Raw genomic sequence first — 17,481 nt, forward strand, 5'->3', positions numbered from 1 at the left:
TAGAAAAATATCAGTAAAGTAGTATACCCTACAAAAGTAAACTAGATAAGTCGGATAGACCTTTATAGATTCTGGTATTCTATTAATGAAAGGAGAGGTTACAAAATGGATTCGCTAAAAAGAATGAATGAAGCATTAAGTTATATTGAAGAAAACCTTACAGAGGATATTGATATTAAAGAAGTGGCTAAATTGGCATTATGCTCAGAATATCATTTTCAAAGAATGTTTTCTTTCTTAGCAGGGATATCTTTATCGGAATATATTCGCAGAAGAAGGCTTACTCTTGCTGCTTTTGAACTTAATAATAGCAATGTCAGGGTGATTGATATTGCTATTAAATATGGATACAGTTCACCTGATTCATTTACAAGAGCTTTTCAAAACTTGCATGGTATAACTCCTTCTGAAGCAAGACTAAAGGGTCAGTCATTGAAAGCATATCCAAGGATGACCTTTCAACTAACAATTAAAGGGGGAAATGAAATGAATTATAGAATAGTAGAAAAAGAGGCATTTAGTATAGTAGGTATAAAGAAGAGGGTTCCAATTGTCTTTAACGGAGTTAATCCAGGTATTGCAGAGATGTGGAAAAGTTTAAATGAAGAAATGATCAAACAGTTTAAAGATCTTTCTAATATTGAGCCAAGAGGAATAATAAGTGCGTCCACTAACTTCTCAGAGGGGAGAATGGAGGAAAAAGGAGAGCTTGACCATTATATAGGAGCTGCCACAACAAGAGAGTGTCCAGTAAACTTAACTAAACTTGATGTCGCTGCATCAACATGGGCTGTATTTGAGGCTGTAGGACCATTTCCGGGTACACTTCAAAATGTGTGGGGGCGTATATATTCGGAATGGTTTCCATCTTCAAACTATGAGCAGGCAGAAGGACCAGAAATCTTGTGGAACGAAAGCAAGGATGTATCTTCACCAAACTTTACGAGTGAGATTTGGATACCAGTTAAAAGAAGAGTATCACTTTAATAAATGAAATATAAATATGTATCAGTTTAAAATAATATAAAGATTGGTGTTAAGCTACTATTAAAAGTTAATATGAATTAGTTTATCTATAAAACTTCTTCTGAGTAATCAGAAGAGGTTTTTATGTATACTCATATTATTGGAAAGTGGAATGCATATAGATTTTTATGAAATAAAACCCAAATAATTTGCAAAGCTTACTTGACAATTTATGTAAAGTTAACTATACTAAAAATGCAAAGTGTGCTTTGCAAGGAGGTTTGTTTTGTGAAAACACGAATTCAAGAATTGCGAAAAAAGCATAAATTATCTCAAGAAGAATTAGCATCTGCAGTAGGTGTTACAAGGCAGACAATAACTTCATTAGAGTGCGAAAAGTACACGGCTTCTTTAGTTCTAGCTTATAAGATATCAAAGTACTTTGGGTTGCCCATTGAAGAGGTCTTTGATTTTTCAGAAGTGGAGGAGTTATAGAGTGGAGAAATTTAAGGGTGATTTGAAGAAAAGATTAGTTTTTATTATTTTAGTGGATGCATTAGCAATTTTCCTAATAGTTGTGGCAGGTATTTACTTTAATAATATTAGTATAGCGCAGGGTGAGAAGGTTGTAACAGATATGATTCGTGGGTTTCAGATAGGGATATTTATGGGAGCTCAAGTTATTGTCCTTGTATATATTAAGAAATATATAAAGGCGTTGAAAGATAGAGAAAAATTAAGACAATTATATATAAAAGAGAATGATGAAAGAGAAAAACTGATTGTGAGTAAATTTGGAAGTATAGGGTTTAACTTCTGTTTAGTAGTTATTGCAATCGCTACTATCATAACTGGATATTTTAATCAAGTAGTATTTGTAACACTACTAATAGTTGCACTTTTTATGTCCTTTGTAAAGGGATCTCTTTTAATCTATTATTCGCATAAGTATTAATAGAGAGGATAGAGAACTTTCTAGCTGTTACAAGGAAAAATGTTATCCTTGCCACCTATGATAATTGTCCTCGGTAGAGTTTTCTTTTCAAGTGTTTTTTTATTGATTATAATGCTTTACCTGAAGAAAGATATAAGATTAAAACAGAAAAAGCATTATTTTTATTTGGCACTAATGGGTGTGGTTTTAGCTATTCATTGGAGTACTTTTTTTAAATCCATACAAGTATCTACAGTAGCAATAGGATTACTTACCTTTTCTACCTTTCCAGTTTTCGTTACCTTTCTTGAGCCGTATTTTTTAAAAGAGAAAATAAAGTTATCAGATATTGTGACTGCAGTTATAACGTTTTTTGGAGTAGCTCTTGTTATTCCAAAGTTTGAACTGGGAGATAATCTAACGCAAGGAGTTTACTTCGGAATAATTTCTGGATTTGCCTATGCTATTCTTTCAATACTTAATAGAAAGTATGTAAAAGAGTATTCGAGTTCAGTAATTGCTTTTTATGAACAATTAGCAGCAACTATTGTTAAAACTCGCACCGGTTCTGGTGAGAGGATTTAACAATAATTAATTCTATTGATTAAATGCCTTGTGCTTTTCACGAAATTCATTTGGTGTAACATCAAAGTAACTTTTAAATTTCTTATAAAAAAAGTTTAAATTTTCGTAGCCAATATTATTTGCTATCTCGTAAATAGGCAGATCACTGTTGGTAAGTAAAATAGAAGCTTGAGTTAGTTTTTGAGCCTGGATCAGTTCCTTAAAGGATTTATTGGTGCTTTTCTTAATCAAAGAACTTAAGTAATTAGGGTGAAAATTAAAATGTGATGCTGTAGAGGCCAAAGTACAGGTCATATAATTTTCTTCTAAGTACTGAAGTATATCAATTATTGTAGCGTTTCTATTTGAAGCAGCTTGATATTGATTGGTCTCATACTGAAATACTCTCATTAATTCTGTAAATATAAGTATCATGTAGCAGTCTATGATTTCATCAGAGTATAAGGATTTTTCAAAATACTCACATAGAAGTTCTCTTATATGCTTAGGGAGCTTTTTATTATTTTCTGAGTTAAAAATAATGTAGTTATCATGTTCCTTTCTGTTTGATAAAGCGTTTATCAAAAACTCTGATATAATTCCCTTACCTGATAATCTGCTCAGGAATGAGGTGGAAAAGTATTCTTTGCTCATTAGAAAATTGATTATAATATCATTCTCAGTGGTTGCTGAAACTGCATGGGGAACGCCCGTATCTACAATACAAACCTGTCCTTCTCTAAGTATTATTTCCTTGTCGTTAATGATTTGAGTACATTGACCCGAATATATGTAGTTAAGCTCTATATGAGTATGTATATGCATAGGGACTTCTGAAAAACGAGTGTGTTTATTTATAAGAAATTTGCCTTGTTGAAAAGCCTCATCAAAATTAAATACATATGCATTTTTTCCATTTACATTTACCTGTTCCATGCTCTTGTATATTTCAGATGTAAAAGGTGTTTCTTTATGTCGGTGTTCACTTTCTGTTAAAGCTTGCAGTTTCTCATCTAACTCAACATATTCCATATAAAAATTCCCTCCTTTGCTATAGATGTACCACTTCGAACCGAAATCTATTTTTAAAACTCTCACAGGTTCTGGTGAGAGAATTTTAAAATAATAAGTTTTATTACGAAGTGGTACATCCATAAAGATATACCACTTCTATCAGAAATCTATTTTTAAAACTCTTACTGGTTATGGTGAGTGAATTTAAAAATATGGCTATGTTTAAGAATACTGTTGAAATTAATTGGTTATGCAGGAGACGCTATATGAGCGAGCTATTAGAATTAAATGATTTTTTCAGATGGAGTGGCGTTAAAAAACTGTACTGTTCGAACGGAGTGAGTTTACAGTTTTAGCCATGGAATATGAAGAAATCATATTAATTCTTTGCGTAAGCTCATTAAAGCGTTGGATGACTAACCAATTAATTTCTACACAGTGCTTTAACAGCGCCTAAAATATAAACTTTATTATGTAGTGGTAAATCCATATAATAATATCTATAGGTTATAATATTAAGTTTGGTTAGTCAACATCTTTTGTTTTGATATTTTTGAAGCATAATATAAAATGTTATCATTTACATGTAGCAATTATAACAATTTGTTTTTTATTGATGGGAGGAGAAAAAATGGATTTCAAGGCTTTAGCAAAACAAGTAGTAGATCTTGTTGGTGGAAAAGATAATATTGAAAGTGTAACACATTGTGTAACAAGACTTCGTTTTGTGCTAAAAGATGAGAAGGTTGCAGATACAGAGGCAATCAAGAGTACAAAGGGTGTTTTATCTGTAATACGACAAGGGGGACAATACCAAGTAGTTATAGGCAACGAGGTAGGAAAGGCATATGACGCAGTAACTGAAGTTCTTGGTATTAAAGAGGATGCTGCTCCTGTTGAAGCAGCTGAAAATGGAAAAAAAGATACTTTGTTTAATACGCTTTTTAAAACTCTTTCAGGCATCTTCAGTCCAGTGCTTGGTGCATTAGGTGGAGCTGGTCTTATGAAAGCAACGCTGGCTATATGCACTACATTTCATTTATTATCAGCGGATACAGGAACCTATAAAATTCTATATGCATTTGCAGATGGGTTCTTCTACTTTTTACCAATAATTTTAGGTTTCTCAGCTGCAGCAAAATTCAAGTCAAATCAATACCTAGGTGCAGCAATTGGTGCAGCACTGGTATATCCTGATATCATAACAGCATTTGGTAAGCATGCAAGCATGACTTTTGTAGGAGTACCGGTAATTTTGATGAGTTACACAAGTTCTGTTTTCCCAATCATATTAGCAGTATATGTGGCATCAAAAGTTGAAAAGTTCTTTAAGAAAACATTACCTACACAAATGCAATTAATGTTTACACCGTTTTTTACAGCATTAATAGTAGTGCCACTAACTTTTTTGGTAATTGGACCTATAGGAACATACATCAGCAGTGGATTAGCAGCTTTAACTTCAGGTATTTTTAGTTTTAGTCCTATACTTGCAGGTATAATACTTGGGGCATTCTGGCAGTTAATTGTAATATTTGGACTTCACTATGCATTTATTCCAATTCTAATAAACAATATTGCGACTATGCATCAAGATCCGATAAATGCCATTTTATCAGTAACTGTATTTGCATTGTCAGGAGCGACCTTAGGATTTGCATTGAAAGTTAAGGATAAAGAAAAGAAAGCCTTCGCCTTCTCAAATGTTATTACAGGATTACTAGGTGTTACTGAACCTATCATTTACGGTATAGCATTACCTTATAGAAAAGTTTTTGTAAGTGCCTTCATTGGTGGCGCTATAGGTGGTGCAATCACTGCAGCTGGACATGTCGTTATGTATGGTTTCGCTGGTGGTGGATTACTAGGAGCGCCAATGTTTATAAACCCTTCAGGCAGCAATAGTGGATTTATATTATATATAATAGCTTCCGTAGTTTCCTTTGCAGTTTCCGGTGTTCTAAGTTTCTTATTTGGAGTAAAAGGAAACGAAAAATAATATTTAAAAGCTCTATTTAGTAAGTTTGGGAGGATTACTTTTGTTAAAGATGTACAAATAGCTAATCCTCCTATTTAAATCTACTGATAAACGACTTCTATGCTTAGACTCAAAATTAGAGGTAAATAGTATTAATATTAAGTTTGGTCAGTAAATATGTTTGGTTTTGATATTTTTATTAACATATATGAATGATAATATAACTAACTGTAGATGTAACACTCCATTCTGAAAACTATTTTTAAAACTCCTCTGGATTCTGAGAGAAGTTTTGAAAATATAAAGTTAATTATGAAGTGGTGCACCCATATAATCATTATTTCTTTAAAACGATGATTATCAAGTATGTACAGATTAAGTTTATGTAAGGGAGCATTTTAAAGATCAGCAGACAAGGAAGGTAAACTATGAAAAGATTGAATGAAGTTTTAAATAATGAAGAAAAAAACTATATACTGCCTTTCTTTTGGCAGCACGGTGAAGATGAAGAAACTCTAAGAGATTATATGAAACATATAAATGAAGCTGGTATCAAAGCTGTTTGCATAGAATCAAGACCTCATCCTGATTTTGTTGGACCATTATGGTGGAGAGATATGGACATAATAATGGATGAAGCAAGAAATCGCGGAATGAAAGTATGGGTATTGGATGACAGTCATTTTCCTACAGGCTATGCAGCAGGTAAGATAAAGGAGGAACATCCAGAGCTTAAAAAGTGGTATTTAAATGCACACCGTATTGATGTTCCAGGACCATTAAAAGACTCTTCTTTTATAATAAAGTATTATCCAGGACGTGCATCAGCAATGCCTGGCTATAAAGGTGAAGATAAGGTTTTAGCAGTTATAGCAGCTAAAATATCAAATATAGAAACAGGAGCAATTGATGAAAAGACACTTATTAACGTTTCAGAGTTTGTTCAGGAGGGAGTTCTTTATTGGGACTTACCGGAAGGAAATTGGAGTATATTTGTTGTCTTCATGACTCGTGACGGAGGGGAAGAAACAACTAAGGATTACTTAAATCCAATAGTAGCAGAGGCTACAAGAGTTTTGATAGATGCAGTATATGAACCTCATTACCACAGATATAAAGAAGACTTTGGAAAAACTTTAGCTGGATTCTTTTCTGATGAGCCAAGATTAGGAAATCTAAAAGGCTTTGAAGGATCTATCGGAAGGACTAAAATGGTACTTCCATGGAGCGATGAGATGCTTGAAATATTGAAAGGTGAAGTTGGAGAAGAGGCTCTAGTAAACTTACCACTTTTATTTACTGATGGTGTAGAAGATAAGGACCATACTATCAGATATCACTATATGGATATTATAAGTAGACTTTATGGCAAAAATTTCACTACGCAGTTAGGTGATTGGTGCAGAGAGCATGAAGTGGAATATATAGGACATGTAATTGAAGATAACGGAGCACACAGTAGATTAGGATATGGATCAGGACATTTCTTTAGAGCTCTAGAAGGACAGGACATGTCCGGTATTGATGTTATTGGGGGACAAATCGTTCCTGGAATGGATTTCTCTCACAGTGGATTTACTGCAGCGGGTTGGGATGGAGAGTTCTTTCATTATGGATTAGCGAAGCTAGGGGCTTCCTTAGGACATCTTGATCCAAAGAAAAAAGGCAGAACTATGTGTGAACTTTTTGGAGCTTATGGATGGGTTGAAGGTTTAAAGTTTATGAAGTGGCTTACTGATCACCTTTTGGTAAGAGGAGTCAACAATTTTGTACCACATGCATTTTCACCAAGGCCTTTCCCAGATTGGGACTGTCCACCACATTTCTACGCTGGAGGCAATGATCCACAGTTCAGGTTTATGAAAAAATGGTCAGATTATACAAATAGGATAAGTCACCTGCTTTCTGAAGGAACTCATATTGCACCTGTTGCTGTATTATACCATGGAGAAGCTGAATGGTCAGGTGAGTATATGCCTTTCCATAAAGTAGTTAAGGAACTAGTACAAAATCAAATTGACTGCGATATAATTCCGGCAGATATTTTAAGTGATAATCTTGCTGTGAGAGATGGAAGTTTAGTTCTAAATAATGAAAGCTTTAAATGTCTAGTAATTCCTTATGCTGAAGCTTTACCACAGAATTTATTAAAGAGTATCTCTGAACTCACAGAAAAAGGACTTAAAGTGATTTTTACAGATAAGCTTACTGAGAGAGCTAGTGAGGGTTTTGAGGTTGAAGAACTTATAGTTAAGTTACAAGAAAGCAATAACTGTGAAATAGCACAGCTTAACGGTGTTGCAGAGAAAATAAAGAGTTTAGGTATAAATGAAATTGAATTAGATAGTTTTGAACCTAACATAACCTACTATCACTATAAGCATACGGATGAAGATATATTTATGTTCTTCAATGAGCATCCATATGACAGCGTAGATACTAAGGTATATGTTCCATTGAATAAAAAAACTGTATCCTATGATGCGTTTAATAATTCAATAAAAGTCTGTAAAGCTCAGTCAAGAGATGAGGGCACTGAGATAGATTTAAAATTAAGTGCATATGAGTCAAAGATTATTATATTTAGTAGTGATGATTTTGAAAATTACGATGTAGACAATATAGAAGTCTTAAAAGAAGCAGAAAAGTTTAACATCGAAGGAAGCTGGAAGGTTTCTATGGCAGAACCACTAGATTATCCAAACTTTAAGGATGATATAAAGTTAGATGAATTAGTGAATTTAGCAAAGCCTAAGCTATATCCAAATTTTTCGGGGACTGTGAGATATGAAATAAATTTTGAAGTAAAAGAAGCTGCAGAAAAAGCTCTATTGGATCTTGGTAGAGTTTATGAGGTTGCAGAGCTGTGGCTAAACGGAGAAAATCTTGGAGTAAGAATATGTCCACCATATAAGTTTGATGTTTCTAGCTATATAAAAAAGGGCGTTAACTCCTTAGTAGTTGAGGTTACTAATACCTTAGTTAAAGCTCATAAGGATGCATTTTCTCAATATGCAGTACAAGAACCAGTAGGATTACTAGGACCAGTTAAGGTATCAACATATTTAGAATAAATAGTACAGTAAGATAAAAAGTTATATTACTTGGAGTAGGTGATATAGTAAAAGCAAATATATTATGCTGCCAGATTTTTCTCATATACATTGGGAAAGGCAGCTGCAAAAAACTCGCTGAATAAGGGTTGCTTCAGCGAGTTTTTTTGATGTTTAAATAAGTTTTTATGTATACTCAATAATTATTTATTGTTTTTCGATAAATAATTATTGAAATTATTAAAAAGGTATAGTATTATGAAATCAGAAACTTGTAAAGATGTACCACTTCAATCCGAAAACCATTTTCAAAGCTCCTCTGGGTTCTGAGAGGAGAATTTGAAAATATAAGTTCTGTTATGAAGTGATATATAGATAAATAAATGGAGGCATTAATGTATGAAAGAAAACAATTATAATTCTATGGCAAAAATTTTGATAATGGTACTAAATGTGCTTATTGTTTTTGGGGTAGTATTCTTTGTAAGCGTAGTTATAGGCACTTTAACTTCAGGAAACTCAGGAATGGCAAGCGGAAAATATATAGTGAACTGCTTATTGTTTTTTGCTGGAACTTCTTCTTTAGTATACATTCTTTACTGTCTTAGAAAGATTTTAAAGTCTGTTATAAAGGAAGGGCCATTTAATATGAGTAATGTAAGAAGTTTAAAAAATATAGCTTCAAGTTGCTTTGTTATAACTGTAGCTTACTTAATAAACTTCTTTTATAACAATCAGTTTAAGAGCTTTAAGCTAATAGAGATAGATCAAACAGGCATACATACTGATACAGAATTCTTGATATTTTTCTTTGCGGGGTGCTTTGTCTTGATACTGGCTCAAATATACAAGCAGGCTGTAGAAGTAAAAGAAGAAAATGACTTCACAGTTTAGACAGTAAAGGAGGCTTATTATGGCTATAATTGTAAATCTCGATGTAATGATGGCAAAGCGTAAAATATCTCTTAATGAACTTGCTGAAAAGGTTGGTATAACCAATGCCAATTTATCTATATTAAAGACCGGAAAGGCAAAAGCAATAAGATTTTCTACTCTGGAGGCTATATGCAAAGAGCTTCAGTGTCAGCCTGGAGATATCTTAGAGTATAGAGAGGAATAGAGGGGTGATGAAATGGAAGAAAATAAAAATTTAGAAGCTAAAACGAAGGATGGATTATACTGTATACTACTTTCACTACTACTTGGTTTCGCATTTGATAGATTATTTATTGATAAGGAGCTTGGCATATCCTTCTTCATATTCATAGGGCTATGCATTATATTTTTCTTATGGACCGTAAAAGTTAGAAGTATAGAAAAAAGCTTCGGCTGGTTTTTACTTATACCCATAGCTTTACTATCTTTTAGCTTCACTGTTCATACAAATCAAGTGTTTAATTTTTTTAATTTTTTAGCAGTTCCAATACTTATGATTGCAAGCTCAATCTTGATAGTGAATCCAAAACTTAGCTGGGATAAAGCTAGCTTTATAGGTGATATGCTAAGAAGAGCAGTAGCAAAAATGTTTGACAATATCCCTAAGCCTTTTTCAATTCTAAAAGCTTCAATAAAAATAAGAAAAACTACTGAAATGAAGGAAGGAAAAAAACAGATATTAATTGGAATCCTTATTTCCCTGCCTTTGCTTGTGATTCTAATAGTACTTTTAAGCTCTGCAGATATGGTTTTTGGATACTATTTTTCTAATCTGACAGAGGTTTTTAATAATATAGACACGGGAGAGCTTATACCTCATACCATAATAGTTTTAGTAGTAGCTTTTTATCTATTTGGGTATGTTTGGAGTTTTAAAGATGAGAAGAAACCTATTGAAAAAAGCTTAAAGTCTACTGCTGAAAACTGGGGGAGCATTACAGTAATAACTGTATTAATTGCGCTAAATATACTTTATCTCATCTTTACAATGATTCAGTTTTCATATCTATATGGAGGCGGTAAGTTAGCACTTCCAGCAGGTTTTACTTATGCGGATTATGCTAGAAGAGGTTTCTTTGAATTAGCCGCAGTTACCGTTATCAATTTTGTAATAGTACTAAGTTGTTTAAAATATATAAAAAAAGACAATACAAAAACTTTAAAATTAGCAAATCTTCTTTTAACTGTGCTTGTGATCTTCACCTTAAATATGCTTTTCTCTGCAAATTTTAAACTTACTTTGTATGAAGCTGCCTTTGGGTATACCTTCTTAAGGGTATCAGTGCATTTGTTTATGTTATTACTTTTCATACTTTGCTTAGTTATAGTTGCTGGTATTTGGTATAAAAATATTCCTATAATGAAAAGCATAATTGTGATAACCATAAGTATGTATACGGTGATAAACTATCTAAATATAGATGGGTTTATAGCAGAAAAGAATATGGAGATATATAATCAAACCGGCAAGGTTGATGTTAATTATTTGACTTCCTTATCTTTCGAAGCCGTTCCTTATCTAATTGAACTTAGAGATAAGGGTAATGATAATATAAAAAGTGTTATTAATGGAAATTTAAAGTTTAGAAATGAAGTACTTGATAGAGAGAAGTCATGGACTGAATTCAACTTTAGCAAGAATAAAGTTAGAAAATTGTTAAAGAGTTCCTAAATCGAAACTTAATTTAGACTTGTTCGAAAATTACGCACCTATATTCTGTAGGCATGTATAAATTATTAGTTGAGTTAGGAAATCAAAAAACCAGGGGAGTTAACGCCCTGGTTTTTTTGAATTAATAATAAGACGGTATACTTAAAAAGAGGTAAGTATTATCATGTAGTTGCTATAATTCAACATTAAATTGAATCATAAGCTCCAACACAAGAATTGCTTTCAAAGTTTTCCCTAACTAGCTGCATAAACAATGCCATTGCAGGGCTTATCCACTTGTTTTTGTGGTAAGAATACACTGCTGTAATTTTGGTATCAGAACAATTTGCCTTAAGTTCCTTCAATTTATTGTCTTTAAGGTCATTCTCCACTACAAAACGAGGCAAGAAAGATATTCCTAAATTGCTTGAAACACAGTTTTTGATTGCTTCTATGCTCCATAGCTCTATAGTATTATTCATGGTTATGTTATTCTCACGGAGATAACTCTCAAATATTCTTCTATAAATACAATTAGGTTCATTAATAACAAGGCTTGTATCTATTACTTGATTTGGGTTATTAAAGTCAACCTTAGCATGATTAAACAAAGGCGAGCATACTAGAGCTAATGAAAACTCAGTTAGTTCAACAGAAGTTAAACTTTCCTTATGAGTTCCCACATCATAAAGTAAGCCGATATCTATATCACCCTTTGATAACATATCGTTAATCACAAAACAATTTAATGACACTATAGAAATTTTCACATCAGGAGCCTTTTGTTTAAATAATCCAAGGACATTTTGTAGTTTATAGGACATCAATGAGTCTGCTATAGCAATTTTTAATTCACCCCTAGGGATACTATCATTTTTTCCTATACTTTCAATCTTCTTTACCGTTTCAAGTAGCTCGTCTGTATATGATATTAGCTCTTTTCCGAGAGGAGTTAATACCATGTTGCGCCCTATCTTTTCGAATAGTTTTATTGAAAGCTCTTGTTCCAGCTGTTGAATCTGAGACGTGACAGTAGATTGAGTGTACCCAATCTTTAATGCTGCATTAGAAAAACTGCCTTCCTCAATAATACATTTAAAGGTCTTGAAATGCCTTATATCCAATTATTTCACCTCAATATATCTACAATAAAGTTTAAATAAAAGCTTATTTTTGAATTTAAAGTATAGGGGGATATAAATTTATTAGAGAATCAGCAAAGTGGCAAGTTTAAATTCTATATCATACTATCTATAAATAATATATTGAAAAAAATGAACTGTCAATTCGAAAACATCAATTTTACAAATACATTGTGGTTTGTTAGTATAAATTAACGAGAGGAGATCTTGGAAAATCAACTGTAGGACAAGTATCTTTAAGAAGTGTTTTAGAAGGAGATTTACATTATGAATTTGGCAGCATTTTTAACTTTTACTCTTTTAACGGCATATACACCTGGCCCAAATAATATATTGGCAATGTCTAATACTAGTAAGCATGGTTTTAAGAAGAGTATTGGATTAATTCAAGGAATTTTTACCGGTTTTCTATCAGTGATGGTATTATGCAGTATTTTTAGTGTTATCCTCGTAAATGTAATTCCAAAGATTAAACCTGTTATGACGTATATAGGGGTAGCATATATCATATGGCTTGCCTGGCATGTTGTTAAAAGCAAATCACAGACGGAGGAGAAAAATGAAGAGAAGGCAGATAGTTTTATCACAGGGTTTATTCTTCAATTTGTAAATGTAAAAATCATATTATACGGCATAACAGCCATTTCAACTTTTATCATACCTTTTTATAGCTCATTCTTTTCTATAGGAGCCTTCACATTATTAATCACAGTTTTTGGGTGTTCTGGAGTTTTAGCCTGGGCAATTTTTGGAGCAGTATTTCAGAGATTTTTTGAAAGGTATAGAGTTGTGGTGAATGTGATAATGGCTTTGCTTTTAGTTTATTCTGCAATTACCTTAATGATATAATCTGTAGGTATGTATAAGTTAGTAGCTGAGTTATGAATTTTAAAACCCAGGGAAGTTAATGCCCTGGGTTTTCATATGTTTGAAATACTTATATAAATTTTGCTATCTATCCTATGGTAAGAGATAGAATAATTATATACAAGTTTGACAAAGAACAATGATCCTATAAGGAGTTGTCTGTGCTGGTATACTCTTAGTGGTAGGACCGTATATAACTACTAGATTTCTGTTTTCAAGTGGTCTTTCAAAAGGCTGATCATTAGTTAGAAATACCTCAGTAGAAGGAGAAATGTTTAGCTTTAACATGCCGTTACTGCTTATTAAGTCATTGTTAAAGTAGTTTACAGTAACATTTTGATGTGACTTGTTTTTTGACACAACTACTGCAGGAAATTGAGGTGGATATATAAGGATTGCAGGTTTAGTGGCATCATAAAATCCAGTAACCTCATCTCCAACCTCAACTACTTCATGATCAACAAAGTAAGTTTCAGGAGATATCACAAAATTTAGAGGACCATATTCTTTACTTTCCAGAGACATTAAGAAATAGCAGTCTGCTGACGGGTCATTTGGAGCTGGATAAAAAGCATCAATTCTCCTAACAATGCCGCTAAAGGATGCAAATTTCGGAGTTTCACTTCTCCAAAGTTCATTAAACACTGGGTAAGTTGGAAGGTTAATATAATAAGGGAAATATGGATATTGGTTATTATACATAGATTACTCCTTAAAATTGCTATGGTATAAAATTTACCATTAATAGTATAGTTGCAATTTTAAAGATTGTTACAGGTTTAAATCATTTCCACATCAATGATATGTTTAGAAAACTGCTTCCATCGAATGTTAATATTATTGATGGTAATGCTGGGACTACCAGAAATCTAAAGAGAATTTTAGCAGAAATGGACTCTTTAGACGAAGGAAGTGGAAAAATAACTTTCTATAATTCAAGCATTGAGGTTAAGGATGAAACTGAAATAAAGAAATATAGCAGGCTGTTTGAAAGATTAAATGATATTGAATAACGGAGTGTGGTTTCTTTATTTGGAATTATGATAGGTGAACCGTACCATAAGTAAATGAAGTTTTTGTGATGGAAGTATTAAAGGTGCATAATACAAAGATGTATACTAACATTCCTAGTAAACAAGGCCATATTACATCAAAGCCATTACCTAAAATTTCATTGAATGAGATAGTTAGGTTATAGAGAATAAACATCTAGGTACATGGAATATAATTGATATATAATAGAGATTTAGATTACGTAAAAATAAATACTTTTTTCAAGAACAAAATGAGATGAATAATTTGAAAAGGTGCTTATTCTGGCTGGAATGAGCACCTTTTCTTTAGTTAAAAAGTCAATATTATAAACTGTGTAGTTCTTCTTTTATCTCTAATAGTCTTATGGATAAAAAGATTTTGCATATTTCATCACCATGTTCTAGGGCTATATCAGTCATCTCTTTTATTTTGTTGATACGGTAGAATAAAGTATTTCGATGAATATTTAATAATCTTGCTGCTTCTCCAGGAGAAGAAGAATAAAAGATATACTGTTTCAATGTTTCTAGAAAGTTTGTTCCATTCTCTTTGTCATAGGTCATAAGCATTGCAACGGCTGGATGGCAAAAATCCATCTGATCATATCTGTTTGAAATCAATTCATAGAGGATATGCATAGTGCAATCTTCGAAAAAGGAGCAATTTATGTTTCTTTTTAGGCCTATCTCCATAGCTGTAACTGCATTCATATAGTGTTTTTTTGAATCAGTCAAGAGAGAGTACTTTTGGCTAATTCCTGCATATAGATTGTTTTTACTCAAGAATTCGCTAAAATCCTTATTTGGAGAGTTAAGAAGTTTATTAAATAGCAATTCATCAATAAAAGCTACAATTCCAGGGTTATAAATAATACACTGTCCAATAGGAATGTAAGATTTCAGAGCTCTAAAAATGGCGGAAATCTTACTGTCAAAAGCTTCCTGCCTGTTACTTCCAATAACCATAATATAAAGATGTTCTGATTTAGCCCATTTTAGATACTGCTGTTTGTTTTTTACAATGGACTCATCAATCTGTTTTCCCTCTATGAGGTCTGCTAATAAGTAATTTGGGAGATTATTGTTATCCAAATTTAAAAGAATATCCTTTTGTAATTGAGCAGATATAAGAGAACTAACCTTGTCTATTAGCATGAAATCAATTTTTTGAAATGGGATGTTGTTTTCGTAAACAATAAATCTGCCAATCTCAATGATATCAATTTTTATGGAATTTATTAGGGTTCTATTGGAATTGTTACTATTATTAAAATTATCCTTTATATTATTTGAATTTATTTGTGATAATGACTCTTCTGACAGGTAAGTATTTTTATTTTCACTATGAACAAATCTAAAGATATTTTCAGCGTCATAAGAAGCTGCCAAGAGCTTGCCACTTGTATCGATTAGTATCAATGGCCTTACAAATCTCTCCCTTGCTTTATCTATTAAGTATTGGAGTCCTTTGTTAGAACAAAATCCATCGAAAAGATCCTGCATATAAAGCGCAAGTTTTATATCTATTTCATTTAGATTATTTATATCGAAGCTTTTTTGCATGGAAACCTCCTAATATATCTATTGTGCTTTAGCACAATTAGTTACTCTATTTTAAAACTAAGTTCATATTTAAGTACATTGTTTAGGCAGTTATATTATATTATAATCAAAACTGTAGGGCAATACAGCTATTTGAAGTGTATTGTGCTTGAGCATAATTAAGGTGTGAATGATACTGATGATCATACTGCAGATGATTATTAAGTATTATCCATATATGAATTAAAAATATAAGACCATGCTTTTTAATATTTAATATTTTAAATTAAAAATATTAAAATAGACTAAAAGGTTGTGGCTTGAAAGAGTAAGAAAAAATCATAAAATTATAAAATCAAAAAAATATAAAATTATAAAATCAAAAAAATATAAAAATATAAAATTATATAAATATAAAATTATATAAATATATAGGAAACATGCGGGTTTGAGTTGATTTTGACTATTTCAAATTAATTGATTAACTTAAATCTGATAGCTTAATCAATACTAAAATATTTTGATTTCATAGGAGGCACTAAAATGGCTACTATACTAATAAAAAATGTGAAAATTTTTAATGGTATTGAATGCATAGAAGCAGATAAAATTGTAATTGAAGATGGATATATAACTGATAAAGCAGAAGGAGATATTGAAATTGATGGAAGTGGATGCACCTTACTTCCAGGATTAATAGATGCGCATATTCATCTATATCAAATTAAAAATCTAGAGGAAGCTTCTAGGTATGGTATTACAACTATGATGGATATGGGAACACGTTCACCGAAAGTTGTAGATGGTCTGAAAAATTTAAGTGGTTTACCTGATATACTAAGCAGTTACAGTCCTGCTTTCACTTCAGGAAGTAACATGCCAAGTAAAATGGGGTATTCAGACTCTTCATATGTAATAAGTATAACTGATGCAGAACGCTTTGTTAATGAACAGATAGAACTGGGCGCTGATTACATTAAAGTTATTTTAGAGGATCAAGGTGTAAATGTTGAAACCATGTTATTTCCACCAGAAATTGTTGCAGCGATTGTTGCACAAGCTCATATTAATGGCAAAAAAGTCATTGCTCATGCAGTTTCATCAAATTCGTTTAAAACAGCAATAGAAGCTGGAGTAGATGTGGTGACACATATTCCATTTGCTGAACCTTTAACGGAAGAGGTTATTCAATTAATGATGGAGAGGGGTACTATGTCAGTTCCGACAATGGTAACTATGAAAGGGATTGTTGAATCTATTAAAAGATTCAATCCTAATGCACCATTGAATTATGATTACGTTAAGGAATCAGTTGCAAGACTTTATAAAGCTGGTGTTAAAATAATTGCTGGAAGTGATTCCAATACTGACGATCCAACAACTCCATATTCAGCACCATATGGTATATCACTTCTTGATGAACTTGAATTAATGGTTGAAGCAGGGCTTACTCCTATTCAGGCAATACAAAGCGCAACAAGTATGCCAGCAAAATATTTCGCAATGCATGACAGAGGAATTATTAAGGGAGGCTATAGGGCAGACCTTGTTCTGATAAAAGGTGATCCCACTGTAAATATTAATGAAATAAAGAATATTAAACAAGTTTGGATTGGTGGAGAGGAGATTATTAAATAATCTTTAATAGCTGACAGCTACCACTAAAGAAAGGCTGAAATATTATGCAATAGGTGGTTTTACAAGTAGCGCTAAAAGAAAAGTGCATGTCAGTAAGTATTCCGTTCACAAAAATACCGGATGTTTTATACATCCGGTATTTTGAGTGTTATATATTATTTC

Annotated in this window: 16 protein-coding genes; 12 read left to right on the forward strand and 4 right to left on the reverse strand. The window is 32.2% G+C overall.

Features of this window, described 5'->3' with window-relative positions:
• Positions 1 to 105 precede the first annotated feature (105 nt).
• From OCU55_RS05180 to OCU55_RS05195, 4 genes are all read left to right on the forward strand, one after another.
• Positions 106 to 987, forward strand: coding sequence for an AraC family transcriptional regulator (locus OCU55_RS05180; protein ID WP_261851241.1), 882 nt, complete (start codon positions 106 to 108; stop codon positions 985 to 987).
• A 267-nt stretch (positions 988 to 1,254) separates the two neighbouring features.
• Entirely contained in the window at positions 1,255 to 1,461 is a 207-nt protein-coding gene (locus OCU55_RS05185) for a helix-turn-helix transcriptional regulator (RefSeq protein ID WP_261851242.1), read from the forward strand.
• A 1-nt stretch (position 1,462) separates the two neighbouring features.
• A complete protein-coding gene (locus tag OCU55_RS05190) occupies positions 1,463 to 1,921 on the forward strand; it encodes a hypothetical protein (protein WP_261851243.1) in 459 nt (152 codons plus the stop codon).
• Between the two features lie 57 nt (positions 1,922 to 1,978).
• Positions 1,979 to 2,485, forward strand: coding sequence for a DMT family transporter (locus OCU55_RS05195; protein ID WP_261851508.1), 507 nt, complete (start codon positions 1,979 to 1,981; stop codon positions 2,483 to 2,485).
• Positions 2,486 to 2,497: 12 nt separating this feature from the next.
• On the opposite strand, the gene OCU55_RS05200 is transcribed toward OCU55_RS05195, so the two are convergent.
• Entirely contained in the window at positions 2,498 to 3,496 is a 999-nt protein-coding gene (locus tag OCU55_RS05200; protein WP_261851244.1) for an AraC family transcriptional regulator, read from the reverse strand.
• A gap of 613 nt (positions 3,497 to 4,109) precedes the next feature.
• Between OCU55_RS05200 and OCU55_RS05205 the strand changes: the two genes are divergently transcribed.
• The 5 genes from OCU55_RS05205 to OCU55_RS05225 all read left to right on the forward strand — a co-directional run bounded on the left by OCU55_RS05205 (position 4,110) and on the right by OCU55_RS05225 (position 11,117).
• Entirely contained in the window at positions 4,110 to 5,477 is a 1,368-nt protein-coding gene (locus OCU55_RS05205) for a PTS transporter subunit EIIC (RefSeq protein ID WP_261851245.1), read from the forward strand.
• A 407-nt stretch (positions 5,478 to 5,884) separates the two neighbouring features.
• A complete protein-coding gene (locus OCU55_RS05210) occupies positions 5,885 to 8,530 on the forward strand; it encodes a glycosyl hydrolase (protein ID WP_261851246.1) in 2,646 nt (881 codons plus the stop codon).
• A 378-nt stretch (positions 8,531 to 8,908) separates the two neighbouring features.
• Positions 8,909 to 9,403: a DUF2975 domain-containing protein gene (locus tag OCU55_RS05215; RefSeq protein ID WP_261851247.1), complete on the forward strand. Its 495-nt coding sequence runs from the start codon at positions 8,909 to 8,911 to the stop codon at positions 9,401 to 9,403.
• 19 nt (positions 9,404 to 9,422) lie between these two features.
• Entirely contained in the window at positions 9,423 to 9,629 is a 207-nt protein-coding gene (locus tag OCU55_RS05220; RefSeq protein WP_183277926.1) for a helix-turn-helix domain-containing protein, read from the forward strand.
• A 12-nt stretch (positions 9,630 to 9,641) separates the two neighbouring features.
• Positions 9,642 to 11,117, forward strand: coding sequence for a DUF4153 domain-containing protein (locus OCU55_RS05225; protein ID WP_261851248.1), 1,476 nt, complete (start codon positions 9,642 to 9,644; stop codon positions 11,115 to 11,117).
• A 185-nt stretch (positions 11,118 to 11,302) separates the two neighbouring features.
• Here the strand turns inward: OCU55_RS05225 and OCU55_RS05230 are convergent, their stop codons facing one another.
• Positions 11,303 to 12,220 (reverse strand): LysR family transcriptional regulator, encoded by a 918-nt coding sequence (locus OCU55_RS05230; protein WP_261851249.1) that lies wholly within the window; start codon positions 12,218 to 12,220, stop codon positions 11,303 to 11,305.
• Between the two features lie 285 nt (positions 12,221 to 12,505).
• Here OCU55_RS05230 and OCU55_RS05235 point away from each other — a divergent pair, with 285 nt between their 5' ends.
• Complete coding sequence (locus OCU55_RS05235) at positions 12,506 to 13,087, forward strand: LysE family transporter (RefSeq protein ID WP_261851250.1); 582 nt, start codon at positions 12,506 to 12,508, stop codon at positions 13,085 to 13,087.
• A gap of 132 nt (positions 13,088 to 13,219) precedes the next feature.
• On the opposite strand, the gene OCU55_RS05240 is transcribed toward OCU55_RS05235, so the two are convergent.
• The gene (locus tag OCU55_RS05240) at positions 13,220 to 13,807 is read right to left on the reverse strand and encodes a hypothetical protein (RefSeq protein ID WP_261851251.1); all 588 of its coding nucleotides are present in this window, start codon (positions 13,805 to 13,807) and stop codon (positions 13,220 to 13,222) included.
• A gap of 101 nt (positions 13,808 to 13,908) precedes the next feature.
• On the opposite strand from OCU55_RS05240, the gene OCU55_RS05245 reads away from it, so the two are divergent.
• Positions 13,909 to 14,118 (forward strand): hypothetical protein, encoded by a 210-nt coding sequence (locus OCU55_RS05245; RefSeq protein WP_261851252.1) that lies wholly within the window; start codon positions 13,909 to 13,911, stop codon positions 14,116 to 14,118.
• 345 nt (positions 14,119 to 14,463) lie between these two features.
• Here OCU55_RS05245 and OCU55_RS05250 read toward each other — a convergent pair whose 3' ends face one another.
• Complete coding sequence (locus OCU55_RS05250; RefSeq protein WP_261851253.1) at positions 14,464 to 15,702, reverse strand: PucR family transcriptional regulator; 1,239 nt, start codon at positions 15,700 to 15,702, stop codon at positions 14,464 to 14,466.
• 522 nt (positions 15,703 to 16,224) lie between these two features.
• Here OCU55_RS05250 and OCU55_RS05255 point away from each other — a divergent pair.
• Positions 16,225 to 17,319 carry an amidohydrolase family protein gene (locus tag OCU55_RS05255; RefSeq protein WP_261851254.1) on the forward strand — a complete coding sequence of 365 codons (1,095 nt, stop codon included), beginning with the start codon at positions 16,225 to 16,227 and terminating at the stop codon, positions 17,317 to 17,319.
• Positions 17,320 to 17,481 lie beyond the last annotated feature (162 nt).

The organism is Clostridium folliculivorans, from assembly GCF_024341905.1.
Classification (GTDB): Bacteria; Bacillota; Clostridia; order Clostridiales; family Clostridiaceae; genus Clostridium_AR; species Clostridium_AR folliculivorans.